The following is a 22,020-nucleotide window of genomic DNA, read 5'->3' on the forward strand; positions in this document are numbered from 1 at the left end:
ATTTGTGCACTGGATGCCATATTATGTGCGACACAGGTCACACTCATCGAACATGGTGACCTGGTGACAGCCTAGAAAGGTATGACATGGACCAGAACCAGCAGGCCGAGAACACCACCGAACTCGTCACCGAGTCGCTCGTCGAAGAGGTGTCGATCGACGGTATGTGCGGGGTCTACTGATCGTGACCGCACCCACTGCTGATGCAGTGGCGTTCGACCCCGATCGCGGCTGGCGGCTGCACCACCAGGTGGCGGTGCGGCCGGAGCCGTTCGGGGCGCTGCTGTACCACTTCGGGACGCGCAAGCTGTCCTTCTTGAAGAACCGCACGATCGTCACGGTGGTCAACTCGCTCGACGAGCACCCCGACATCCGATCCGCCTGTCGCGCCGCCGGTATCGACGACGCCGCTCAGGGCCCGTATCTACATGCGCTCAGTGTGTTGGTGAAGTCCCACATGCTGGTCGCCAAGGAGACTTCATGACCGTGCTCGATTCCGCGCCCGCGCGGGAAATCCTGCCCCCGGCGCTGGCTCCCGTCACGGTCGCCGAGCCGACCAAGGTTCCCAAGCTCGTCGAGCAGTTCGAACACGGCCTCGATGCGCCGATCTGCCTGACCTGGGAACTGACCTACGCCTGCAACCTGTCGTGTGTGCACTGCCTGTCGTCCTCGGGCAAGCGTGACCCGCGCGAACTGTCCACCCAACAGTGCAAGGACATCATCGATGAGCTGGAACGTATGCAGGTGTTCTATGTGAACATCGGCGGCGGCGAACCGACTGTCCGATCGGACTTCTGGGAACTCGTCGACTACGCCACCGAGCATCACGTCGGGGTCAAGTTCTCCACCAACGGCGTGCGCATCGACAAGAAGGTGGCCGCCAAGCTGGCCGCCAGCGATTACGTCGACGTGCAGATCTCGCTGGACGGCGCGACCGCCGAGGTCAACGACGAGGTCCGCGGGCCGGGTTCGTTCGCGATGGCGATCCGCGCGCTGGAGAACCTGCGTGAGGCGGGATTCAAAGACGCCAAGATCTCGGTGGTGGTCACCCGCCACAACGTCGGACAGCTCGATGAATTCAAGGCGCTGGCAGACACTTACGGCGCAACCCTGCGCATCACCCGGCTGCGCCCCTCCGGTCGCGGCGCCGACGTCTGGGACGAGCTGCACCCGACCCCGGCCCAGCAGGTCGAGCTCTACAACTGGCTGGTCGCCCACGGCGAGCGGGTGCTCACCGGTGACTCCTTCTTCCACCTGTCGGGTCTCGGGGAGCCAGGCGCGCTGGCGGGGCTGAACCTGTGTGGTGCCGGTCGAGTGGTCTGCCTGATCGATCCGGTGGGCGACGTCTATGCCTGCCCGTTCGCCATCCATGAGAAGTTCCTGGCCGGAAACATTCTGACCAGCAACGGTTTCAAAGATGTCTGGCAGAACTCGGCGCTGTTCAACGAGCTGCGGGAGCCGCAGTCGGCCGGCGCGTGCGCCAGCTGCAACCACTATGACGCCTGCCGGGGTGGCTGCATGGCGGCCAAGTTCTTCACCGGTCTGCCGATGGACGGACCCGATCCCGAATGTGTCCAGGGATACGGCGAACCCGCCCTGGCCGCCGAACGTGACAAGCCCAAGTCCAGCGTCGACCACTCCCGCGCCGGTGGGAGGAAAGGTCCCATACCGTTGAAGTTATTGACCGTCCCTCCCAAGAAGTTCTGTAACGAAAGTCCTGTGTAAAGATCATGGCTCGTGATACCTGGTTCGAGACCGTCGCCATCGCCCAACAGCGCGCGAAAAAGCGGCTACCCCGCTCTGCCTACTCCTCGCTGATCTCGGCCAGCGAGAAGGGCGTCTCGGTCTCCGACAATGTCGAGGCGTTCTCCGAATTGGGCTTCGCCCCCCACGTGATCGGTGCCACCGAGAAGCGCGAGATGTCGACAACTGTAATGGGGCAGGACATTTCGATGCCTGTTGTCATCTCGCCGACCGGCGTGCAGGCCGTCGACCCCGACGGAGAGGTCGCGGTGGCCCGCGCCGCCGCCGCCCGCGGCACCGCCATGGGGTTGTCCTCGTTCGCCAGTAAGCCGATGGAGGAAGTCACCGCCGTCAACGACAAGATCTTCTTCCAGATCTACTGGCTCGGCAGCCGCGATGACATCCTGGCCCGGATGGAGCGTGCCCGCGCCGCCGGGGCGAAGGGCCTGATCCTCACCACGGACTGGAGCTTCAGCCACGGTCGGGACTGGGGGAGCCCGAAGATCCCGGAGCAGATGGATCTGAAGACCATGATCAAGATGAGCCCGGAGGTGATCACCAAACCCCGCTGGTTCTTCAGCTTTGCCAAGCATCTGCGTCCACCGGACCTGCGGGTCCCCAACCAGGGGCGCCGCGGGGAAGCCGGACCGACCTTCTTCGATGCCTACGGCCAGTGGATGGGCACCCCGCCGCCCACCTGGGAGGATGTCGCCTGGCTGCGCGAACAGTGGGGTGGCCCGTTCCTGCTCAAGGGCATGGTGCGCGTCGATGATGCCAAACGCGCTGTGGACGCCGGGGTTTCGGCGATCACGGTGTCCAATCACGGCGGCAACAATCTGGACAGCACCCCGGCCGCCATCCGTTGCCTGCCTGCGATCGCCGATGCGGTCGGCGACCAGGTCGAGGTCCTGCTCGACGGTGGTATCCGCCGCGGTAGCGATGTGGTCAAGGCCGTCGCCCTGGGTGCCCGCGCGGTGCTGATCGGCCGCGCCTATCTGTGGGGTCTGGCGGCCAACGGGCAGGCCGGTGTCGAGAACGTCCTGGACATCCTGTCCGGTGGGATCGATTCCGCGCTGCGGGGCCTCGGCAAGTCCTCCATTCACGACCTCACCCGTGAGGATGTGCTGATACCGGAGGGCTTCACCCGCACGCTCGGTGTCTGACGGTCTCGACCGCGATGAAACGGGCGTGGCTGCCGTTACGGACGTGACCGAATGTCCGCCGACCGGGCGACAGTGCCACCACGATTTCCGTCGCATGCGCCAACAATCGGTGCATCACAGGTGAACTCGGCCTACCATCGGCGGGTGGCTTCACCCGCCGATCTCGGTAGCGAGACGTCGACCGGACTCGTCGGTGGCACTTCCGACGGCAGGCCGGCGCTGATCATCCCGGTCGGGTCTCTCGAACAGCACGGACCGCATCTGCCGTTGGACACCGACACCCGCATCGCCGCGGCCGTCGGCCGGGCGGTGGCGGCCAGGCTGGGCGACGGCTGGCTGCTGGCGCCGGCGCTGAATTACGGCGCCAGCGGTGAGCACGAGGGTTTCGTGGGCACCATCTCGATCGGCACGGCCGCCCTGCAGCAGGTATTGATCGAGTACGGCCGGTCGGCCGGGATCTGGGCAGGCCGCATGGTGTTCGTCAACGGCCACGGGGGGAATGTCGAGGCGCTGGCCGGGGCGGTCACCGTGCTGCGCTACGAGGGTCGCGACGCCGGCTGGTGTTCCTGCACGGTGCATGGTGCCGATGCGCACGCCGGACACACCGAAACCTCGATATTGCTGCATCTTTCACCCGAGGATGTGCGCGGCGACGCTGTGGTGCCCGGGAACAGCGCCCCGCTGGCGGAGCTGCTGCCCGCCATGCGAGCGGGCGGGATCGCCGCGGTGAGCGCGGTCGGCGTTCTCGGCGATGCCACCACCGCGACCGAAGCCGACGGCGCCCGATACGTTGCCGCTATGGTCGACGAGTGTGCTCGCAAACTGTCGGCCTGGGCACCGAACGGACGGGGGATGCTGACATGACGGGGCCGCGGCTGCCGGACGGATTCGTCGTCCAGGTCGATCGGCGGGTCAAGGTGCTCGGTGCCGGCTCAGCGTTGCTCGGTGGTTCCCCCACCCGGCTGCTGAGGCTGGCGCCGGTAGCCCAGACGATGCTCGACGATGGTCGTCTGGAAGTCCACGATGCGCTGTCGGCGCAGCTGGCGCGCGCCCTGCTCGATGCCACCGTGGCTCATCCGCGCCCGGCGACGGGCCCATCGCATCACGATGTTACCGTCGTGATTCCGGTGCGCAACAACATCTTCGGGGTCAGCAGGCTCGTCAGATCGCTGCGCGACATGCAGGTCGTCGTGGTCGACGACGGATCCACGGTGCCCATTTCGGAGACGGACTTCGCCGGGGCGCACTGCCCGGTGCGGGTCATGCGGCACCAGCGAAGCCGGGGGCCTGCCGCCGCCCGCAATACCGGCCTGCGGGCGTGTGACACTGATTTCGTGGCCTTTCTGGACTCCGATGTGGTGCCCCGGCGCGGCTGGTTGGAGGCCCTGCTCGGCCACTTCTGCGACCCGGCCGTCGCCCTGGTGGCGCCGCGCATCGTGAGTCTGCGCGAACCGGATAACCTGCTCGCTCGCTACGAGGCCGTGCGTTCCTCGCTCGATCTCGGTATGCGTGAGGCGCCCGTCGTTCCGCTTGGATCGGTGGCCTATGTGCCGAGCGCGGCGATCATCTGCCGTCGTTCTGCGCTGATCGAGGTGGGCGGATTCGACGAGACGTTACATTCCGGTGAGGATGTCGACCTGTGCTGGCGACTGGTGGAGGCCGGCGCCCGGTTGCGCTACGAGCCCATCGCGCTCGTCGGCCACGATCACCGGACCCAGTTGCGGGAATGGTTCGCGCGCAAGGCGTTCTACGGTGAGTCCGCCGCACCGCTGTCGGTGCGCCACCCTGGCAAGACGGCGCCGATGGTGGTGTCGCGCTGGGTGCTGTTGTTGTGGATGTTGGCGGCGACGGGGTCACGCCTCGGGTACTGCGCGGCTGCGGTGATCGCCGTGCTGTTCGGACGCAGGGTGGCCAACTCGCTGGAGACGGTCGAGACGGCGCCCCGTGACGTGGCCACCATGACGGTGCACGGCCTGTGGGGTGCCGCGTTGCAGGTCGCTTCGGCGATCTGCCGGCATTACTGGCCGGTGGCCCTCATCGCGGGGGTCTTCTTCCGGCGTTGTCGCCGCGTGGTGCTGACCGCGGCGGTCCTCGACGGTCTGGTCGACTGGGTGAGTCGCAACAACAGCATCCCCGAGGACTCCCGCAGGGTCGGATTCCTGAGCTATCTGGTGCTCAAACGGCTCGATGACATCGCCTACGGGCTGGGATTGTGGACCGGGGTGGTCCGCGAGCGGCACCTCGGTGCGCTCAAACCGCAGATCCGTACCTGAGCTCCGGTGCGCGTCGTCATCGTCGGAGCCGGTAGCGCCGGTTCTATTCTGGCCGAGCGGATTTCCCGCAACCCCGACTGTCAGGTGACGCTCTTCGAGTCGGGACCTCCGGCCGTCGGCCCTGGTTTGCGGGTAGCCCACCGACTACCGATCGAGCCGGCCAGTCCGGTCGCCGCCCGGTTCTCGGCCACGCTGACCGATCACCCGGCCCGGCCGGTGAGTCTGGTGCGGGGCGCGGTGGTGGGCGGATCGGGTGCCATCAACGGCGGTTACTTCTGCCGCGGCCGGGCGGCCGATTTCGACGGGTGGAATCTGCCCGGGTGGTCCTGGGACGATGTCCTGCCGGATTTCCGCGCCATCGAGACCGACCTCGACTTCGCCGGGCCGCTGCACGGTGCGGATGGGCCGATCCCGGTCGTCCGGACGCGCCGGTTCGGTGCCGGCACCGAGCGATTCGTGGAAGCCGCACTGGCCCAAGGCTTCCCCTGGGTCGACGACCTCAACGGTGCCGCCGGCGGGGACGGGGTCGGTGCTCTGCCACTGAACGTCGTCGACGGTCAGCGGTGCGGGCCGGGTGAGATGGTGCTGGCACCGGCGCTGGACCGGCCCAACATCGTTCTGCGGACCGGCACCCGGGTGGTGGCGGTCCGGTTCGCCGGACACCGGGCAGTCGGTGTGCAGGTGCTGGGGCCGGATGGGGCGGCGGCATGGGACGCCGACCGGATCGTGCTGTGTGCGGGCGCGATCTCCACCGCCCAGCTGCTGATGCTCTCGGGGTGTGGACCGGCCGAGGTGCTGTCGAGGGTGGGCGTGCCGGTGCACGTCGACCTTCCCGTAGGGCAGAACTTCGCCGACCACCCGGAGTGGTTGCTGCCGACGAGGTGGCCTGCGACCTCCGGGCTTACCCCACTTGAGGCGGCGCTGTCGGTGGGCGACGTCGAGATAAGGCTCTATACAACAGGTTTCGCCGAGATGATCGGTGATCCACCGGAGGACCCACCGCATCTCGGCGTGGCTCTGATGCGTCCCCGGGTCCGTGGCAAGCTGACATTGGTGTCGGCGGATCCACTGGTCGCGCCGGAAATTGCACACCACTATGATTCGGTGGCCGCCGATGTCAGCGCACTGCGGGACGGGGCAGAGCTGGCGCGCGGTCTCGCGCGGCTCGGCGATGTCGAGGCCAATTGGTCCACCACCCAACATCTGTGCGGCACAGCGCCGATGGGATCTGTCCTCGACGCGCAGTGCCGGGTGCTGGGTGTGGACGGACTATGGGTCGCCGACGGTTCGATCATGCCCACCATCACCTCACGCGGTCCGCACGCGAGCATCGCGATGATCGGCCACCGGGTCGCGCGGTTCGTCGCCGGTTAGCGGCGATGCTTGCCGGTACCGCGCAGACCGCGCAGCACTGCCAGCTGTCGGCCGTCGCGCCCAGGCGCCCAGAACCCGAGGACCACCGCGCTGATTCCCACCACGAGCGCCATCACCATCAGCGCCGAGCTCATCGATTCGACAAACGCCCGCTCGGCCAGCCCGGCTATCGGGGCCCCGCGCGGTCCGAGCGAAGCGGAGACTTCCAGAGCTTGGCCGAGTGAGCCCGTCACCGCCTGCCGCACAGGTGACGGAAGATCCTCGGGCAGCCCCGTGGCCAGCGCATCGGTGTACTTCGCGGCCAGCAGTGATCCGGCCAGCGCGATCCCCAGCGCGGCGCCCACCTCCCGCGTGGTGTCGTTGACCGCCGATGCCACCCCCTGTTTGTCATCGGAGACGGTGCTCATGATCGCGGAAGTGGCCGGCGTGGTGAGTAATCCGATGCCGGCGCTCATCACCAGCATGGGCCATCCGATGGCACCGTAACCGTCTCCGAGCTCGATTCGGCTCATCAAGGCGAAGCCGGTCGCGACGAGGGCGGACCCGGTGAACACGACCGTCCGCAGACCGACTCGCGGCAGGTACCAGAACGCCGTGGTCGAGAGCAGCAGCACGGGACCGACCAGTGGTGTCAACGCCGTGGCGGTCTTGATCGGGGTGTAGCCGAGAATCAGTTGCATGTGCTGCACGATGATGAAGAAGTAGCCGAACATCGACAGAAAGAAGACGGTGATCGTGGCTGCTCCGGTGGCGAAGGCCGGGTCGGCGAACAGCCGGACGTCCAGAAGCGGGTGCTCGCAGCGCAGTTCCCAGATCGAGAAGGCCACCACCAGTGCCAGGCCGGCGGACAGGCATCCGATGACCAGCGCATCGGACCACCCCCGGGCAGGAACCTCGAGGATGGCGAACACGACCGCAGCGACCCCGACGCCGATCAACACCGCGCCTGCCCAGTCCAGCGGGGTGGCCACGGATTCCTTGGATGTGGCGATCGTCAGGGCGAGGAGGAACAACGCCGCGGCGGCGGCGGTGAAGGCCCAGAAGATCATCTGCCAGGACCAGAAGTGCAGGATGGCGCCCGACCCGAGCATTCCGATGATCGCTCCGGAACCGGCTGCGCCGGCCCAGATGCCGACGGCCTTGTTGCGCTGGTCTTTCGGATACGCGGTGGTGATCAGCGACAGGGTCGCCGGCATGACGAGCGCGGCACCGGCGCCGGCGGCGCCACGCGCGATGATGAGGTGTAGCGGATCCGACCAGATGGCAGGGGCGATCGAGGCGATTCCGAACATCGCCAACCCCACCAGTAGGGCACCGCGGCGGCCGTAGCGGTCCCCCAGCGCGCCGGCGGGCAGCAACAGGCAGGCCAGTACCAGCGTGTAGCTGTCGACGATCCAGGTGAGTTCGGTTTGGGTGGCCGATGTCGACGTCGCCAGATCAGGTAACGCGGTGTTCAACCCGATCATCGACGAGATGACAAGGAGGACACCGAGACACGCTACGGTGAGGGTCCAGCGGCGCGCGGCGGCAGACGGCTGCGGCGTCGAGCCGGTGGCGCGGTCGGTCTCGCTGAGCGTATCGACCATGTGCCCGCTTTCGACGAGTGCGTTATTTTTGGTACTGACCGTCTTGTTTCGAGACTAACAGTCTCGTCCGGATGGTGGGAGGGAGATCGCAATGTCGACCGTGCACACCGACCCACGTCCCGCACGCTCGCGGGCGCGGCTGTTGGACGCCGCCACCACACTGCTGCGCACCGGCGGGCCCAGCGCGGTCACCGTCGACGCCGTCATCCGCGCCTCCAATGTCGCCCGGGCTACCCTGTACCGGCACTTTCCCAGCGGGAACGACCTGCTGGCGGCCGCCTTTCATGCACTGATCCCGCCCGTGCCGTTGCCGCCGGAGGGTGGCACGCTGCGCGATCGGTTGATCGCCGCCCTCGACGGTTTCGCGACTCTGGTCGTCGACGCCCCGATCAGCCTGGCTGCCACGTCGTGGTTGGCCCTCGGCGGCGGGCTGGAGCCGTCATGGTGGCCCAGGGGAGACCGCGACGGGGAAAGCGATGAGGTGCGGACGCTGCGTGAACGGGTGGCCGAGCAGTACGCGGCACCTTTTGATGCCATTTTCGCCAGCCCCGATGCGGTCGCCCAGATCGGCGATGTGGACCGCGCTCAGGCCGTGGCGCTGCTGTTGGGTCCGATCGTGCTCGGCAAGCTCAGCACGCTGCCCGATTTCGACTACCGCCAGGTTGCCAGGGCCGCCGTCGACGGCTTCCTGGCCACCCACCGCCGGGCCGGGGAAATCTAGCGCAACGAATACCGGATCGGCAGGTGCTTGAGCCCGCCGACGAACGTCGTCGCCGACAGTTCCGGGGTGCCTGCCAGTCCGATCGAGTCCAGCCGCGGGATGAGCTCGGTGAACAGACTGTTCATCTCCATCCGTGCCAACGCGGCCCCAAGGCAGAAGTGCACCCCGTAGCCGAAGGACACGTGCTTGTTGGTCTCCCGGCCGACGTCGAAACGGAACGGCTCGGCGAACACGTCCTCGTCCCGGTTGCCCGAAGCGTAAGCCAGATAGACGGATTCGCCCTCGGCGATGCGTACCCCGCGCACTTCGGTGTCGGCGGTCGCGGTACGCATGAACTCCTTGACCGGTGTTGTCCAGCGGATCATCTCCTCCACCGCGGTGCCCATCAGATCGGGATGGGTGCGCAGCCGGTCGAGTTGGTCGGGATTCTCGATCAACGCCAGCAGGCCGCCCGAGATCGCGTCCTTGGTGGTGTCGTGCCCGGCGCTGGCGACGATCACGTAGTACGAGGCGGTGTCCACATCCGAGAGCGGTTCACCATCGATGCGGCCGTTGGCGATCGCCGAGGCGAGGTCCTCGGTGGGGTTGGCCCGCCGTGAGGCGGTCAGCGTGGAGAAGTAGGCGAAGAAGTCCATCAGCACGGCGAGCTGGTCCTCCAGGGAGCCGCCATCGCGCTTGTACTCGTCGTCGTCGCCGCCGAACATCTCCTGGGTCAGCATGTGCATGCGCTCGTAGTCTTCTTCGGGCAGCCCGAGCAGCGACATGATGACGTAGAGCGGGAACTGTACGGCGATCGCGGTGACGAAATCGCATTCGGGCCCGATATCGCGCATCCGGTCGACATAGCGCTTGGCCAGCTCGTCGACGCGTACCTTGAGGTCGCGCATGGCCTTGGGGCGGAACCAGTCCGCGCCGATGGCGCGCACCTTGCGATGGTGCGGGTCATCCATGTGGATGAGGGTGCGCAGGCCCATGCCTGCCTCCAGCTGTTGCTTGGCCAGGTCGTCGGCGGCGGCGGTGGCCAGCAGCGGCCGCGGTTCGCTGATGAACAGATTGTTCTCCCGCTCCACGGCCATGATGTCGGCGTGTTTGGTGATGGCCCAGAACGGTCGATACAGCCGCGACTCGACCTTGACCACGGGTTCGTGGCGCCGCAGGTATGCCATCGCCTCGTGCAGCCGCGCATCATCGGCGTACGCCTTCGGCTCGACGAAGACCTTTGCGTACTCACTGGCCCGGCCGTCCTTGGTCGGAGTGCTCATCAAAGGTCTCCTTCGCGCTTCCTTGACGGGTGTCAAGTGAGAAGTCTAGGCGGGTCGCATCGACTGCACGGCCGGATTGTCCGAATCGTCGTCAGTAGGCTCGGTCCGTGCTCACGTCGTCGCGATCCGTCTTCCGCGCGCTGACGCTGCTGGTGGTCGTGCTGTTCGCTGCGGGGTGTGGACCGGGCGGTGCGGGAGGGCGGGCATCGTTGCCGCCGGATCCGTCGGTGGTGCGGACCGCCGACGGTTTCGTCCGTGGGGTGGCCACCCTGGACAAACGCAACTTCGCGGGAATCCCTTATGCCGCACCGCCGGTCGGTCCGCTGCGGTGGCAGCCTCCGCAACCGGTCGCCTCGTGGCAGGGTGTCCGCGACGCGACCAAGGCCGGCCCGCGGTGCCTGCAGGGTGAGAGCGGGGACGTGGAGTTCGGCAAGCAGACCGACGAGGACTGCCTGACGCTCAACGTATGGACGCCGGCGCCCGAGGACACCCTTCGGCCGGTGATGGTGTGGATCCACGGTGGCTCCTTCATCAACGGCAACGGCGCCATGTATGACGCCCGCTGGCTGGTCGACCGTGGCGACATCGTGGTGGTCACCCTCAATTACCGATTGGGCGCCTTGGGATTTCTCGCCCATCCGGCGCTGGGGGAGCCGGGCAGCGTCGGCAATTACGGACTGGCCGACCAGCAGGCGGCGCTGCGCTGGGTGCACGAGAACATCGCGGCGTTCGGGGGCGACCCGGACAAGGTGACCATCGCCGGGGAGTCGGCGGGCGGGATGTCGGTGTGCGATCACCTGGTCGCCCCGGAGTCGCAGGGCTTGTTCCGGGCAGCGATCATCCAGAGCGGACCCTGCCAGGCACAAGTGGGGCTACCTCAGGCCGAGAAGATCAGCGGCGACTTCGCACGCGATGTCGGGTGTGGCGACCCGGCCACAGCTGCCGCCTGTCTGCGCGCCCTGCTGGCCCATCGCGTCGACAAACCGGTGTGGTACGGCCGAATCGGCGAGGACACGCTCAGTGGGCCGGTCCATGGCAGCACGACCCTGCCCGAGGATCCGGTGGTCGCGTTCCGCGAGGGTCGGGCGGCCGATGTGCCGATACTCATCGGCACCAATCGCGACGAATTCACCCTTTTCGCCGCCCTGCAGTACCTGCGCGGGGCCAGACAGTACGCCGCAGGGGAGTACCCCGACCTGCTCGCCGACACCTTCGGTGCGGATGCCCCGGCGGTCGGGGCCCGTTATCCGCTCGACAGGTACGACAACAGCGCGGCCCTGGCGTACTCGGCGGCGGTCACCGACGGCGTCTTTGCGTGCGTCGCCCAACGGATGGCCGGCCAATTGGCGTCGAGTCGGCCGGTTTTCGGCTATCAGTTCGACGATCCTCGCCCGCCGACTCCAGAACCGATGCGTACGTTGCCGTTTCCGGTCGGCGCCAGCCACTCGCTGGAACTGCGCTATCTGTTCGACGTCGGTGGGGCGCCGCAGCTGAGCCCCGCCCAGCAGCAGCTGTCGAACCAGATGATCGACTACTGGACGGCCTTCGTCCGTTCCGGTGCGCCCGATGTCGATGGTGCACCGGACTGGCCGACGTTGGTCGGTTCGGGTCCGTGGATGTCGCTGCGCCCCGACGGATCGCGGATGGTCACCGATTTCGGATCCGCGCACCAATGCGACTTCTGGGCGGGCCTGTCCGGCCGGTAGGGCAGTACGGTCAGGACGTCGGGGCGACCGGGGTCACCCAGGTGGTGATCTCGGCGTGCACCACCTCGGTGCCGGAGCGGTCGGTGATGCGCACCGGCACGACGAGCTCGGTGCCGTCGGTGATGGTGGCGAAGTCCGGCGCGTCGAACCGGGCCGTCGCGCGCAGTGAGGTCGTCGCCTTGGCCAGGTACTGGACCGTCATCCCCTTCGGGATCCAGCGATGGCTGGCCGGCACCGTCGCCTCCATGGCCATTCCCATCGCCACCTCTGCGGCGTTGCACGATGCGATGGCGTGCACGGTGTGCAGGTGGTTGTAGACGTAGAACCATTTCGGTACGTCGACCTCGGCCAGGCCGGGCTCCATCCGGCGGATGTGCGGGAGGACCGATGCGAAGTAGGGGACCCGGACCATCGCTGCCGCCGAGAACAGTCGGCTACCCAGCGGTTTGTCGGCCAGCTGCTGCCATGCGCGGTAGGTGGGACTCGTCATGATCGGCAACCTTACTCGGCGGTAAGATCGGCCGGTCCCGCTGCGCCGGACGCCCAGGTCCGGCGGCCGGCAGGTGAGCGGCCGACCTGGTCAAACGGAGATTTGTGGGACGCCGGGATCTGAGGCATACTGTTCGGGTTGCCTTGAGCCGGGTTCGCCCGGGCGAGGCATCCGACCGGCGCCCTAGCGGGCGCACCCGGTTCCCAATTCGATCGCGACAATTTTCGACGCGGACGAGTATGCGCGAGGGCGACACGCCCGAGTGCGGGGGCCGGTGAACCAGAGACAGGTAAACAGCGGCGGCAACAGGCTGCGCGCGCCCCGGGACACCGGAACGCGCACACCGAGGCCAGACCAGAGACAAGGCCCAACCATGGGCCCGTTAGTAGTGAGGTAGGAGAAGCGTGGCGGGACAGAAGATCCGCATCAGGCTCAAGGCCTACGACCATGAGGCGATTGACGCCTCGGCGCGCAAGATCGTCGAGACGGTCACCCGGACGGGCGCCAGTGTGGTTGGCCCGGTGCCGCTGCCGACCGAGAAGAACGTGTACTGCGTCATTCGGTCTCCCCATAAGTACAAGGACTCGCGGGAGCATTTCGAGATGCGTACCCACAAGCGCCTTATCGACATCCTCGACCCCACGCCGAAGACCGTTGACGCCCTCATGCGCATCGATCTGCCGGCCAGTGTCGACGTCAATATCCAGTAGGAGATTCCAGAACTCATGGCACGAAAAGGAATTCTGGGCACCAAGCTGGGCATGACGCAGGTGTTCGACGAGAACAACAAAGTCGTCCCGGTGACGGTCGTCAAGGCCGGCCCCAATGTGGTGACCCGCATCCGTACCACCGAGCGTGACGGCTACAGTGCCGTGCAGCTCGCCTACGGCGAGATCAGCCCGCGCAAGGTGAACAAGCCGGTCACCGGTCAGTTCGCCGCCGCCGGTGTGAACCCGCGCCGCCACCTCGCCGAGCTCCGTCTTGCCGACGAAGCTGAAGCGGCCGCCTACGAAATCGGCCAGGAGCTGACCGCCGAGATCTTCGCCGACGGTGCTTACGTCGACGTGACCGGCACCAGCAAGGGCAAGGGTTTCGCAGGCACCATGAAGCGGCACGGCTTCGCCGGCCAAGGCGCCGCGCACGGCGCCCAGGCTGTGCACCGCCGTCCGGGCTCGATCGGTGGCTGTGCCACCCCGGGCCGCGTCTTCAAGGGCACCCGCATGTCGGGCCGCATGGGTAGTGACCGCGTCACCACCCAGAACCTGAAGGTGCACAAGGTCGATGCCGAGAACGGCGTGCTGCTGATCAAGGGTGCCGTCCCCGGACGCAACGGTGGACTCGTCGTGGTCCGCACCGCGATCAAACGAGGTGAGAAGTAATGGCTCTCAAGCTTGACGTTCACACTCCGGACGGCAAGACGGATGGTTCCGTGGAACTTCCCGCTGCCCTGTTCGATGTGGAACCCAACATCGCTCTGCTGCACCAGGTGGTGACCGCGCAGCTGGCCGCCAAGCGTCAGGGCACGCATTCGGCCAAGACGCGCGCCGAGGTCTCCGGTGGTGGCAAGAAGCCGTACCGCCAGAAGGGCACCGGCCGCGCCCGTCAGGGCTCGACCCGCGCACCGCAGTTCACCGGTGGTGGCATCGTGCACGGACCGAAGCCGCGTGACTACAGCCAGCGGACCCCGAAGAAGATGATCGCCGCCGCCACCCGCGGGGCGCTCTCGGACCGGGCTCGCAACGACCGCATCCACGCTGTCACCGAACTGGTGGCCGGCCAGACTCCGTCGACCAAGTCGGCGAAGTCGTTCCTGGCCAGCCTCACCACGAACAAGAACGTGCTGATCGTCATCGGTCGCAGCGATGAGGTCGGCGCCAAGAGCGTGCGGAACCTGCCCGGCGTGCATGTCATCTCGGCGGACCAGCTCAACGCGTACGACGTGCTGCACGCCGACGACGTGGTGTTCTCGGTCGAGGCCCTGAACGCCTACATCACCGCGCACACCAAGAAGGAAGAGGTGTCTGCCTGATGGCCACGATCACCGACCCTCGCGACATCATCCTCGCGCCGGTCATCTCCGAGAAGTCCTACGGGCTGATCGAGGACAACGTTTACACGTTCGTCGTGCACCCGGATTCGAACAAGACGCAGATCAAGATCGCCATCGAGAAGATCTTCTCCGTCAAGGTCGACTCGGTGAACACGTTGAACCGCAACGGCAAGCGCAAGCGGACCCGCAATGGCTACGGCACGCGCAAGAGCACCAAGCGCGCCATCGTGACCCTGGCCGCCGGCAGCAAGCCGATCGACTTGTTCGGAGCGCCCGCCTAGCGGCAGGCAGAGAGACTCAGGAACTTAGAAATGGCAATTCGCAAGTACAAGCCGACGACCCCGGGTCGTCGCGGTTCGAGCGTCTCCGATTTCGCCGAGATCACTCGTTCGACTCCGGAGAAGTCGTTGATCCGTCCGCTGCACAGCACGGGTGGACGTAACGCGCACGGCCGCATCACCACTCGTCACAAGGGTGGCGGTCACAAGCGTGCCTACCGGTTGATCGACTTCCGTCGTCACGACAAGGACGGTGTCAACGCCAAGGTCGCGCACATCGAGTACGACCCCAACCGCACCGCGAACATCGCGCTGCTGCACTACTTGGACGGCGAGAAGCGCTACATCATCGCCCCCAAGGACCTGAAGCAGGGCGATGTCATCGAGCAGGGGCCGAACGCCGATATCAAGCCCGGCAACAACCTGCCGCTGCGCAACATCCCGGCCGGTACCGTCATCCACGCCGTCGAGCTGCGGCCCGGCGGCGGCGCCAAGCTCGCCCGCTCCGCCGGTGTCAGCATCCAGCTGCTCGGTAAGGAAGGCACCTACGCCTCGCTGCGTATGCCGTCCGGCGAGATCCGGCGCGTCGACGTGCGCTGCCGCGCCACCGTCGGCGAGGTCGGCAACGCCGAGCAGGCCAACATCAACTGGGGCAAGGCCGGTCGTATGCGGTGGAAGGGCAAGCGCCCCACCGTCCGTGGTGTCGTCATGAACCCGGTCGATCACCCGCACGGCGGTGGTGAGGGTAAGACCTCCGGTGGCCGCCACCCGGTGAGCCCCTGGGGTAAACCCGAGGGCCGCACCCGCAAGCCCAACAAGGCGAGCGACAAGCTCATCGTCCGTCGCCGGCGCACCGGCAAGAAGCGCTAGGAGTAAATAGCGATGCCACGCAGCCTCAAGAAGGGCCCGTTCGTCGACGACCACCTTCTCAAGAAGGTCGACGTCCAGAACGAGAAGAACAGCAAGCAGGTCATCAAGACCTGGTCGCGCCGGTCCACCATCATCCCGGACTTCATCGGTCACACCTTCGCCGTCCACGACGGTCGCAAGCACGTGCCGGTGTTCGTCACCGAGTCGATGGTCGGGCACAAGCTGGGCGAGTTCGCCCCCACCCGCACGTTCAAGGGTCACATCAAGGATGACCGGAAGGCGAAGCGCCGGTAATGACTACTGCAATTGAGTATCCGTCCGCGAAGGCGGTGGCACGCTTCGTGCCGTTCTCGCCGACCAAGGCGCGCCGGGTCATCGACCTGGTCCGCGGCAAGTCCGTGGCCGAGGCGCTCGACATCCTGCGGTGGGCACCGCAGGACGCCAGCACCACGGTGGCCAAGGTGATCGCCAGCGCGGCCGCCAACGCGCAGAACAACGACGGCCTGGACCCGTCGACCCTCGTGGTCGCGACGATCTTCGCCGACGGTGGCCCGACCGCCAAGCGCATCCGTCCGCGCGCCCAGGGGCGTGCCTTCCGGATCCGCAAGCGCTCCAGCCACATCACGGTGATCGTGGAAAGCCGTCCGCCCAAGCAGAAGGGTGGCGCGTCGACCTCGACCGCGCGTACCCGTCGTGCGCAGGGCAGTAAGGCTGCTGCTGCGAAGGCCACCGATTCGAAGGAGGGCTCGGAGTAGTGGGCCAGAAGATCAACCCGCACGGCTTCCGGCTCGGTATCACCACCGATTGGAAGTCCCGCTGGTACGCCGACAAGCAGTACGCGGATTACGTCAAGGAAGACGTCGCCATCCGCCGTCTGCTGGCCACCGGTCTCGAGCGCGCCGGCATCGCCGACGTGGAGATCGAACGCACCCGCGATCGCGTCCGGGTGGACATCCACACCGCGCGTCCGGGCATCGTGATCGGCCGCCGCGGCACCGAGGCCGACCGTATCCGCACCGACCTGGAGAAGCTGACCGGCAAGCAGGTTCAGCTCAACATCCTCGAGGTCAAGCAGCCCGAGGCCGTCGCCCAGCTGGTCGCACAGGGTGTCGCCGAGCAGCTGTCCAATCGTGTGGCGTTCCGTCGCGCGATGCGCAAGGCCATCCAGTCGGCCATGCGTCAGCCCAACGTCAAGGGCATCCGGGTGCAGTGCTCGGGTCGCCTCGGCGGTGCTGAGATGAGCCGTTCGGAGTTCTACCGCGAGGGTCGAGTCCCGCTGCACACGCTGCGCGCCGATATCGACTACGGCCTCTACGAGGCGAAGACCACCTTCGGCCGGATCGGCGTGAAGGTCTGGATCTACAAGGGCGACATCGTCGGTGGCAAGCGTGAGCTGACCGCCGCGGCGCCGGCCGCCGACCGTCCGCGTCGTGATCGTCCGTCGGGCACCCGTCCGCGCCGCAGTGGCGCATCGGGCACCACCGCGACGAGCACCGAGGCCGGCCGGGCCGCAAGCGATGACACGGCGGGCACCACGGCAGCAGCCGAGGCGCCCGCAGAAACCACCCCAGAGAATTCAGGGAGCTGACATGCTTATCCCCCGCAGGGTCAAGCACCGCAAGCAGCATCACCCCAAGCAGCGCGGTACCGCCAGCGGCGGCACCTCGGTGAGCTTCGGTGACTACGGCATCCAGGCTCTGGAGCACGCCTACATCACCAACCGGCAGATCGAGTCCGCTCGTATCGCCATCAACCGGCACATCAAGCGTGGCGGCAAGGTCTGGATCAACATCTTCCCGGACCGCCCACTGACCAAGAAGCCTGCCGAAACCCGCATGGGTTCGGGTAAGGGTTCGCCCGAGTGGTGGGTCGCCAACGTCAAGCCGGGTCGGGTGCTGTTCGAGCTGAGCTACCCCGACGAGAAGATCGCCAGGGACGCGCTGACCCGCGCGATCCACAAGCTGCCGATCAAGGCACGCATCGTGACCCGAGAGGAGCAGTTCTGATGGCAGTGGGAGTTTCGCCTGGCGAACTGCGTGAGCTCACCGAGGAAGAGCTCACCACGCGCCTGCGTGAGTCGAAGGAAGAGCTGTTCAACCTGCGCTTCCAGATGGCCACCGGCCAGCTGACCAACAACCGTCGGCTGCGTGTGGTGCGCCAGGAGATTGCACGGGTCTACACCGTGCTGCGTGAACGTGAACTGGGTCTGGCTTCCGGACCTGTTGGTGAGGATTCGTAAGACATGGCAGACACTAAAGGCCCCAACCACACGCCGGCCACCGAGACGCCCCGTGGCCGTCGCAAGACCGCGATCGGCTACGTGGTGAGCGACAAGATGGAGAAGACCATCGTCGTCGAGCTCGAGTCGCGCAAGAGCCACCCGCTCTACGGCAAGATCATCCGGACCACGAGCAAGGTCAAGGCCCACGACGAGAACGGGGACGCCGGTATCGGTGACCGCGTCTCGCTGATGGAGACCCGCCCGCTCTCGGCGACCAAGCGCTGGCGCCTGGTCGAGGTCCTCGAGAAGGCCAAGTAGCCTCGACGCCAACGCTTTTGGCATCCAGATCCCCGGTACCGCAGCGCGGTATCGGGGATCTGTGCATTAGCAGGCCCATTCGATATCCGGCGTGTCGACCTGGGTTTGCCTGAGTGGTGTGCAAGGGCGGTTATCCGTTTCAAGGCAGGGTTACAGCGATCGGGATCGCTTTGCTGTAACTGCATGTCGACGTCAAGTTTTTGTTACTTCAACGAAATCGGCGTCTACACCGGTTATCTGACCTAGCATCGCGCTCATGACGTGCAGTTTCGAGGTGGCCACGGGGTCGGTGCGGCGGTGTCGCCGCAGCGACAAACAGGCCGGTAAGCGCACGGCATCACCGGGCTGACCGGCTGATGGACACCTCCACAGCGGCCGCGGAAGTCGCCGCGGCCGAACCCAAACCGTTCCTGGAGCGGTACTACGATCTGCATCCGGCATTCCGGGCGACGCTGCGCTGGGGACTGATCCTGGCGTTGTTCATCCTCGCGTTCCACGACTCGATGATCAGCCTGGCCCACACCACGGCCGCCGGTGGTCTCGGCGGCTATATGTGGACGGTGCCGATCGTCTCCGTCCTGGTGGCGATCGCCGTCGCCCGTCGGCATCGCACCGAGCTTCCCATCCACGATCGCCAGACCGACATCATCACCGGCGGTATGGCATTGGTGCTCGCCGTCGTCATCGAATCCCAGCTGCTCGACCGCTATGCCCTGTACTTCCACCTGCTGCGGCTCGATGTCGTCGCGGCCTGGTTGTTCCTATCCGGTTCGTGCGTCGTGCTTTTCGGGCTGCGACCGGTCACCCGGTTCGCGTGGGTGTGGGGCATCTTGTTGATGGCGCTTCCCTTGCCCTACTACATCGTGGTGGTGCTGCTCGGCGGCGGTGCCTTCGCGGCCGGGGCGGCGAGTCTGTTGGTCGCCGCGATCGGCACCGCCGTGGCGGTCGGCCGGACCTGGCGGCGCGGGGTGATCGGGTCGCTGCGGGCCTGGGCGGTCGGCTTCGCGGTGCTGATCACCATCGAGCTCGCCTTCCCCGATGCGCCGATGTTCGTCTACCAGCAAGTGCCTGCGGTGACCGCCATCTGCGTGGTGGGAACACTGATGTTCCTGCAGGCCCGCCGCGGCGCACCGAAGAAGATCCTCGACCGTGAGGTGGAACCGCTGGCGTCCCGGCAGGTCTGGGTGGGCGTCCCGGTGGTGGTGGTGACCGCGGTGGCACTGGCGCTGTGCCAACTGCCGAGCGGGACCTCGACATCACCCGTCGCCGTCGCGGCGCCGGGCCCGTTGGAGCCGGGCCGGGGGCTGACCGCGCCGTACGGGTGGACGGTCACCGAACAGCAGGAGTTCACCGATGTCGACCGGCTCTACGGCGACGGCGCCACGCTGGTCCGCCAGTACCTCGTCGCGAATGTCGGTACGGCCCGGTGGGACAAGCTCTCGCGCCCGCGCACCCTCGTGGTGGACAGCACGGTGACCCGGCGACCGTTCAGCCTCGACGTCTACCCGGGCCGGGTGCTGTACAGGTTGACCAGCGCGCGCATCAGCGAGCCGCGATATTTCGACCTCGGGCACGGGGTGCAGGGCCGGCTGGTCTCGGTGGTCGACGACAGGCTGCTGGTGACCTGGAACTCAATCCAATTTGCCTGGGGAGACAAGGATCTGGCGCAGCGCGTATCGGTGTTCGCGGTGGACAATCACGATGCAGATGCGCCCTTCCCGACGCCGTCGACCAGTGTGGCGTCCAATATCGGGGCGCTGTTCACCCTGTTGTTCCGTGGTAACGGTGTCCTGGATCAGCGCACGCCCGTCTTCAAGGACGAGGACATGCTGCTGAGTTTCACGAGGTCGCTGGTGACGGCGCAGTTCCCATGACCAGACCCGACGATTCTCGGGTGCCCGACAGATATCCACGCACGATGGGGAGTTCGATGAGTTCAACACGGGACGACGCCGAAGTCGGCCACGGCATTCGGAGGTTGCCGCGTCTGCTGGCGGTGCCCGCCGCCGTCCTGCTCGCCGGCGGGCTGGCTTTACCGGCGATCGCTTCGGCCGAACCCGAACCCGAAGCCCAGACATCGTTGGCGAACTCACCCTCGCTGAGCCTGCGCGTACTCGGCGGTGATCCGACCATCACGCTGTACGGCGCAGAAGGCACACAGACGGTGTCGATCCCGGTGCAGGCCGGGCTGCTACCGACCGAACTGAACGTGACCGCGCGCCTGCCGGTCAACGCGCTCGGCGGCACGATCGAGGTCATCCAGGACGACCGCGTCGTCTCGCGGGTGCCGCTTCCTGCCGACGACGGCCGATTTGCCATTCCGCTGATCGGTGCTCGGGTGGTCGACAGTGCGGTGACCGTACAACTACACAGTTTCCTCACCCTGCCGGAGGGCAATTGCGTATTCGAGGCTGACAATCCACTGCGCCTCGGTGATGCGGAGGTCCGGTATGCCGGCCAGGAGGTGGCGCCGATCTCGGTGGCCGAATTCCTGCCACCGATTCTGCGCAAACTGACGATCTTCGTTCCGCGCGAGCCGTCCTCGGCGGAATCCGATGCGGCACTCAAGCTTGCCACCGCGACCGTCGCCAGGTACGGCACCCAGCGCATCGAGGTCGAACTCGTGGAGAACGACGGCACCGCGGTGCCGGCGCCTCAGCCTCTCGAACGACAGATCGTCGTGCGCGAGGGCGGGGACGCACGGCTCGCGCTGATCGGGACGAACGCGGTTCGCGCGCTGTCGGTTTCGGGCAGCGCGGGCGATCTGGCCAACCAGACCCGGTTGTTGTCCAGCGACCTGGCCCGATTGGCCGTCCAGTCCGCCGCCGTCGTCGGCCCGCTGTCTGCCGCACCCGTCCTGCCCAGCGACCACACCACCATCCGGGGGTTGGGCCAACCGGGCGTCAACGCCACCGCGTTGGTCAACCCCAAGGTGAGCATTCCGCTGGACCAGACCCGTCTAGGCCGCGCGGTCGAGGATGTGCGTGTGCATCTGCAGGGCTCGTACACACCGCTTCCGTCTGGCCTCGCCGGCCAGGTCGTCGTCAGTGTGCGCGGGGAGGTGCTCGACCGATGGCCGACCGAGTCCGCCGGCGCGATCGATCGCTGGGTGAACGTGCCCAACCGACTCCTGGAGCGGTACACCAACCTCGACGTCGAGGTGAACGCCGCGGGCAACACCGGACGGTGCGGTGAGTTCCAGCCCATCACGTTGACCATCGACGGTGAGAGTGCGGTGGAAAGCGCGCCCGCCGATCCGCCGACACCGCTGGGCTTCCAGTCGTTGCCCCAGGCGTTGATGCCGCGCGTCGAGATCGGCGTCGGCGATGGCACCTCGGTGGAGTTCGCCGACCTGCGGCGGGCGGTGTCGATCATGACCGGTCTGCAGCGACTCAGTAGCCTGCCGTTCGACACCGCCGTGGTATCGACCGACGCCGCCATCGCGTCGGCGAACCCGGCGGTCGTGGTGAGCGCCGACGGTTGGGACACCGACAACGTGACGTTGCCCGTCTCGGTGGGCGCCGACGGCGTGATCACCGTCGAGAATGTCGACGGCACAGGCAAATCCACTACCTTGGCGCTCGACCCGCAGGTCGGATTCGGGTCGCTGCAAGCCCTCTACAGCGGAGGACGGACGCTGCTGGTCGCGACATCATCCGATGCACCGGGCGAGTTGGACCGGCTGTTGCAGTGGCTGGATACCGACGTCATGCGCTGGTCAGGTCTGCGTGGCAACGCCCTGATCGCGGTGCCCGGCCGGGATGTCATCCAACTGACCACGCCCGAGTCGGCGCAACCGGATGCAGTGTCCGCGGCCGATAACAGTTCGCGGTACCTGCTCGCCGGCGCGGCCGCGACGGCGGTGGTGGTGATCGGGGCGGGACTGCTGTTGCTACGAGCGCGCCGATCTCGGGGCGCCGCGGACGCGTCGTGAGCATGTCGCCACGTCCGGACGATCCCGGGAC

General features: G+C 66.8%; 24 protein-coding genes and 1 pseudogene. 22 read left to right on the plus strand and 3 right to left on the minus strand.

All coding sequences use genetic code 11. From position 1 onward, the window contains the following. Positions 1–86 precede the first annotated feature (86 nt). The 7 genes from mftA (at position 87) to mftG (ending at position 6,553) form a co-directional block, all read left to right on the plus strand. Positions 87–182, plus strand: coding sequence for a mycofactocin precursor MftA (gene mftA, locus PGN27_RS19305; protein ID WP_019514032.1), 96 nt, complete (start codon positions 87–89; stop codon positions 180–182). Further along, the gene (mftB, locus tag PGN27_RS19310; RefSeq protein WP_335327559.1) at positions 167–484 is read left to right on the plus strand and encodes a mycofactocin biosynthesis chaperone MftB; all 318 of its coding nucleotides are present in this window, start codon (positions 167–169) and stop codon (positions 482–484) included. The genes mftA and mftB overlap by 16 nt, the downstream gene beginning before the upstream one ends. After that, positions 481–1,725 carry a mycofactocin radical SAM maturase gene (gene mftC, locus PGN27_RS19315; RefSeq protein ID WP_335327560.1) on the plus strand — a complete coding sequence of 415 codons (1,245 nt, stop codon included), beginning with the start codon at positions 481–483 and terminating at the stop codon, positions 1,723–1,725. The genes mftB and mftC overlap by 4 nt, the downstream gene beginning before the upstream one ends. A gap of 5 nt (positions 1,726–1,730) precedes the next feature. Then, positions 1,731–2,906, plus strand: a complete 1,176-nt coding sequence (gene mftD / locus PGN27_RS19320) for a pre-mycofactocin synthase MftD (protein ID WP_335327561.1) — start codon at positions 1,731–1,733, stop codon at positions 2,904–2,906. Positions 2,907–3,026: 120 nt separating this feature from the next. Next, positions 3,027–3,770, plus strand: a complete 744-nt coding sequence (gene mftE, locus PGN27_RS19325) for a mycofactocin biosynthesis peptidyl-dipeptidase MftE (protein WP_335327562.1) — start codon at positions 3,027–3,029, stop codon at positions 3,768–3,770. Beyond that, entirely contained in the window at positions 3,767–5,179 is a 1,413-nt protein-coding gene (mftF, locus tag PGN27_RS19330; RefSeq protein WP_335327563.1) for a mycofactocin biosynthesis glycosyltransferase MftF, read from the plus strand. The genes mftE and mftF overlap by 4 nt, the downstream gene beginning before the upstream one ends. 6 nt (positions 5,180–5,185) lie before the next feature. Then, positions 5,186–6,553, plus strand: a complete 1,368-nt coding sequence (mftG, locus tag PGN27_RS19335) for a mycofactocin dehydrogenase MftG (RefSeq protein ID WP_335327564.1) — start codon at positions 5,186–5,188, stop codon at positions 6,551–6,553. Here the strand turns inward: mftG and PGN27_RS19340 are convergent. Continuing rightward, complete coding sequence (locus PGN27_RS19340; RefSeq protein WP_335327565.1) at positions 6,550–8,139, minus strand: MFS transporter; 1,590 nt, start codon at positions 8,137–8,139, stop codon at positions 6,550–6,552. The genes mftG and PGN27_RS19340 overlap by 4 nt on opposite strands. Before the next feature lie 91 nt (positions 8,140–8,230). On the opposite strand from PGN27_RS19340, the pseudogene PGN27_RS19345 reads away from it, so the two are divergent. After that, a pseudogene (locus tag PGN27_RS19345) lies at positions 8,231–8,891 on the plus strand (TetR/AcrR family transcriptional regulator). On the opposite strand, the gene PGN27_RS19350 reads toward PGN27_RS19345, so the two are convergent. Then, positions 8,857–10,122, minus strand: a complete 1,266-nt coding sequence (locus PGN27_RS19350) for a cytochrome P450 (RefSeq protein WP_335327567.1) — start codon at positions 10,120–10,122, stop codon at positions 8,857–8,859. The pseudogene PGN27_RS19345 and the gene PGN27_RS19350 sit on opposite strands and share 35 nt — an antisense overlap. Positions 10,123–10,229: 107 nt before the next feature. On the opposite strand from PGN27_RS19350, the gene PGN27_RS19355 reads away from it, so the two are divergent. Next, positions 10,230–11,828, plus strand: coding sequence for a carboxylesterase/lipase family protein (locus PGN27_RS19355; protein WP_335327568.1), 1,599 nt, complete (start codon positions 10,230–10,232; stop codon positions 11,826–11,828). A gap of 10 nt (positions 11,829–11,838) precedes the next feature. On the opposite strand, the gene PGN27_RS19360 is transcribed toward PGN27_RS19355, so the two are convergent. Continuing rightward, positions 11,839–12,318, minus strand: a complete 480-nt coding sequence (locus PGN27_RS19360) for a hotdog fold domain-containing protein (RefSeq protein WP_418888621.1) — start codon at positions 12,316–12,318, stop codon at positions 11,839–11,841. 404 nt (positions 12,319–12,722) lie between these two features. Here PGN27_RS19360 and rpsJ point away from each other — a divergent pair, with 404 nt between their 5' ends. The 13 genes from rpsJ to PGN27_RS19425 all read left to right on the plus strand — a co-directional run bounded on the left by rpsJ (position 12,723) and on the right by PGN27_RS19425 (position 21,989). Further along, positions 12,723–13,028, plus strand: a complete 306-nt coding sequence (gene rpsJ / locus PGN27_RS19365; RefSeq protein ID WP_003883485.1) for a 30S ribosomal protein S10 — start codon at positions 12,723–12,725, stop codon at positions 13,026–13,028. 15 nt (positions 13,029–13,043) lie between these two features. Beyond that, positions 13,044–13,697: a 50S ribosomal protein L3 gene (gene rplC / locus PGN27_RS19370; RefSeq protein WP_030134462.1), complete on the plus strand. Its 654-nt coding sequence runs from the start codon at positions 13,044–13,046 to the stop codon at positions 13,695–13,697. Then, positions 13,697–14,347, plus strand: coding sequence for a 50S ribosomal protein L4 (gene rplD / locus PGN27_RS19375; protein ID WP_335327571.1), 651 nt, complete (start codon positions 13,697–13,699; stop codon positions 14,345–14,347). The genes rplC and rplD overlap by 1 nt, the downstream gene beginning before the upstream one ends. Then, positions 14,347–14,649 carry a 50S ribosomal protein L23 gene (rplW, locus tag PGN27_RS19380; protein WP_335327572.1) on the plus strand — a complete coding sequence of 101 codons (303 nt, stop codon included), beginning with the start codon at positions 14,347–14,349 and terminating at the stop codon, positions 14,647–14,649. Before rplD ends, rplW begins: the two co-directional genes overlap by 1 nt. Before the next feature lie 30 nt (positions 14,650–14,679). Next, positions 14,680–15,516, plus strand: coding sequence for a 50S ribosomal protein L2 (gene rplB, locus PGN27_RS19385; RefSeq protein WP_335327573.1), 837 nt, complete (start codon positions 14,680–14,682; stop codon positions 15,514–15,516). 12 nt (positions 15,517–15,528) lie between these two features. Continuing rightward, positions 15,529–15,810, plus strand: coding sequence for a 30S ribosomal protein S19 (gene rpsS / locus PGN27_RS19390; RefSeq protein WP_019514048.1), 282 nt, complete (start codon positions 15,529–15,531; stop codon positions 15,808–15,810). Then, on the plus strand, positions 15,810–16,271 hold the full coding sequence (rplV, locus tag PGN27_RS19395; RefSeq protein WP_019514049.1) for a 50S ribosomal protein L22: 462 nt from the start codon (positions 15,810–15,812) through the stop codon (positions 16,269–16,271). The genes rpsS and rplV overlap by 1 nt, the downstream gene beginning before the upstream one ends. Then, positions 16,271–17,104 (plus strand): 30S ribosomal protein S3, encoded by an 834-nt coding sequence (gene rpsC, locus PGN27_RS19400; protein WP_335327574.1) that lies wholly within the window; start codon positions 16,271–16,273, stop codon positions 17,102–17,104. The genes rplV and rpsC overlap by 1 nt, the downstream gene beginning before the upstream one ends. A gap of 1 nt (position 17,105) precedes the next feature. Next, on the plus strand, positions 17,106–17,522 hold the full coding sequence (gene rplP, locus PGN27_RS19405; protein WP_019514051.1) for a 50S ribosomal protein L16: 417 nt from the start codon (positions 17,106–17,108) through the stop codon (positions 17,520–17,522). Beyond that, positions 17,522–17,755, plus strand: coding sequence for a 50S ribosomal protein L29 (gene rpmC, locus PGN27_RS19410; protein WP_023985334.1), 234 nt, complete (start codon positions 17,522–17,524; stop codon positions 17,753–17,755). The genes rplP and rpmC overlap by 1 nt, the downstream gene beginning before the upstream one ends. Positions 17,756–17,758: 3 nt before the next feature. Then, positions 17,759–18,055, plus strand: a complete 297-nt coding sequence (gene rpsQ, locus PGN27_RS19415; protein WP_019514053.1) for a 30S ribosomal protein S17 — start codon at positions 17,759–17,761, stop codon at positions 18,053–18,055. Between the two features lie 356 nt (positions 18,056–18,411). Next, positions 18,412–19,929, plus strand: coding sequence for a hypothetical protein (locus PGN27_RS19420; protein ID WP_335327575.1), 1,518 nt, complete (start codon positions 18,412–18,414; stop codon positions 19,927–19,929). A gap of 56 nt (positions 19,930–19,985) precedes the next feature. After that, positions 19,986–21,989 carry a hypothetical protein gene (locus PGN27_RS19425; RefSeq protein WP_335327576.1) on the plus strand — a complete coding sequence of 668 codons (2,004 nt, stop codon included), beginning with the start codon at positions 19,986–19,988 and terminating at the stop codon, positions 21,987–21,989. Positions 21,990–22,020: the final 31 nt, after the last annotated feature.

It is taken from the genome of Mycolicibacterium neoaurum, assembly GCF_036946495.1.
GTDB lineage: Bacteria > Actinomycetota > Actinomycetes > Mycobacteriales > Mycobacteriaceae > Mycobacterium > Mycobacterium neoaurum_B.

What these genes read in the sequence shown, in the direction of transcription:
- rplC (WP_030134462.1), top strand. Translation starts at nt 13,044, where the DNA reads ATGGCACGAAAAGGAATTCTGGGCACCAAGCTGGGCATGACGCAGGTG.
- rplB (WP_335327573.1), top strand. Translation starts at nt 14,680, where the DNA reads ATGGCAATTCGCAAGTACAAGCCGACGACCCCGGGTCGTCGCGGTTCG.
- mftC (WP_335327560.1), top strand. Translation starts at nt 481, where the DNA reads ATGACCGTGCTCGATTCCGCGCCCGCGCGGGAAATCCTGCCCCCGGCG.
- rplD (WP_335327571.1), top strand. Translation starts at nt 13,697, where the DNA reads ATGGCTCTCAAGCTTGACGTTCACACTCCGGACGGCAAGACGGATGGT.
- rplP (WP_019514051.1), top strand. Translation starts at nt 17,106, where the DNA reads ATGCTTATCCCCCGCAGGGTCAAGCACCGCAAGCAGCATCACCCCAAG.
- PGN27_RS19420 (WP_335327575.1), top strand. Translation starts at nt 18,412, where the DNA reads ATGGACACCTCCACAGCGGCCGCGGAAGTCGCCGCGGCCGAACCCAAA.
- PGN27_RS19350 (WP_335327567.1), bottom strand. Translation starts at nt 10,122, where the DNA reads ATGAGCACTCCGACCAAGGACGGCCGGGCCAGTGAGTACGCAAAGGTC.
- PGN27_RS19340 (WP_335327565.1), bottom strand. Translation starts at nt 8,139, where the DNA reads ATGGTCGATACGCTCAGCGAGACCGACCGCGCCACCGGCTCGACGCCG.
- rpsS (WP_019514048.1), top strand. Translation starts at nt 15,529, where the DNA reads ATGCCACGCAGCCTCAAGAAGGGCCCGTTCGTCGACGACCACCTTCTC.
- PGN27_RS19425 (WP_335327576.1), top strand. Translation starts at nt 19,986, where the DNA reads ATGAGTTCAACACGGGACGACGCCGAAGTCGGCCACGGCATTCGGAGG.
- mftF (WP_335327563.1), top strand. Translation starts at nt 3,767, where the DNA reads ATGACGGGGCCGCGGCTGCCGGACGGATTCGTCGTCCAGGTCGATCGG.
- rpsQ (WP_019514053.1), top strand. Translation starts at nt 17,759, where the DNA reads ATGGCAGACACTAAAGGCCCCAACCACACGCCGGCCACCGAGACGCCC.
- PGN27_RS19360 (WP_418888621.1), bottom strand. Translation starts at nt 12,318, where the DNA reads ATGACGAGTCCCACCTACCGCGCATGGCAGCAGCTGGCCGACAAACCG.
- rpmC (WP_023985334.1), top strand. Translation starts at nt 17,522, where the DNA reads ATGGCAGTGGGAGTTTCGCCTGGCGAACTGCGTGAGCTCACCGAGGAA.
- rplV (WP_019514049.1), top strand. Translation starts at nt 15,810, where the DNA reads ATGACTACTGCAATTGAGTATCCGTCCGCGAAGGCGGTGGCACGCTTC.
- rplW (WP_335327572.1), top strand. Translation starts at nt 14,347, where the DNA reads ATGGCCACGATCACCGACCCTCGCGACATCATCCTCGCGCCGGTCATC.
- mftD (WP_335327561.1), top strand. Translation starts at nt 1,731, where the DNA reads ATGGCTCGTGATACCTGGTTCGAGACCGTCGCCATCGCCCAACAGCGC.
- mftA (WP_019514032.1), top strand. Translation starts at nt 87, where the DNA reads ATGGACCAGAACCAGCAGGCCGAGAACACCACCGAACTCGTCACCGAG.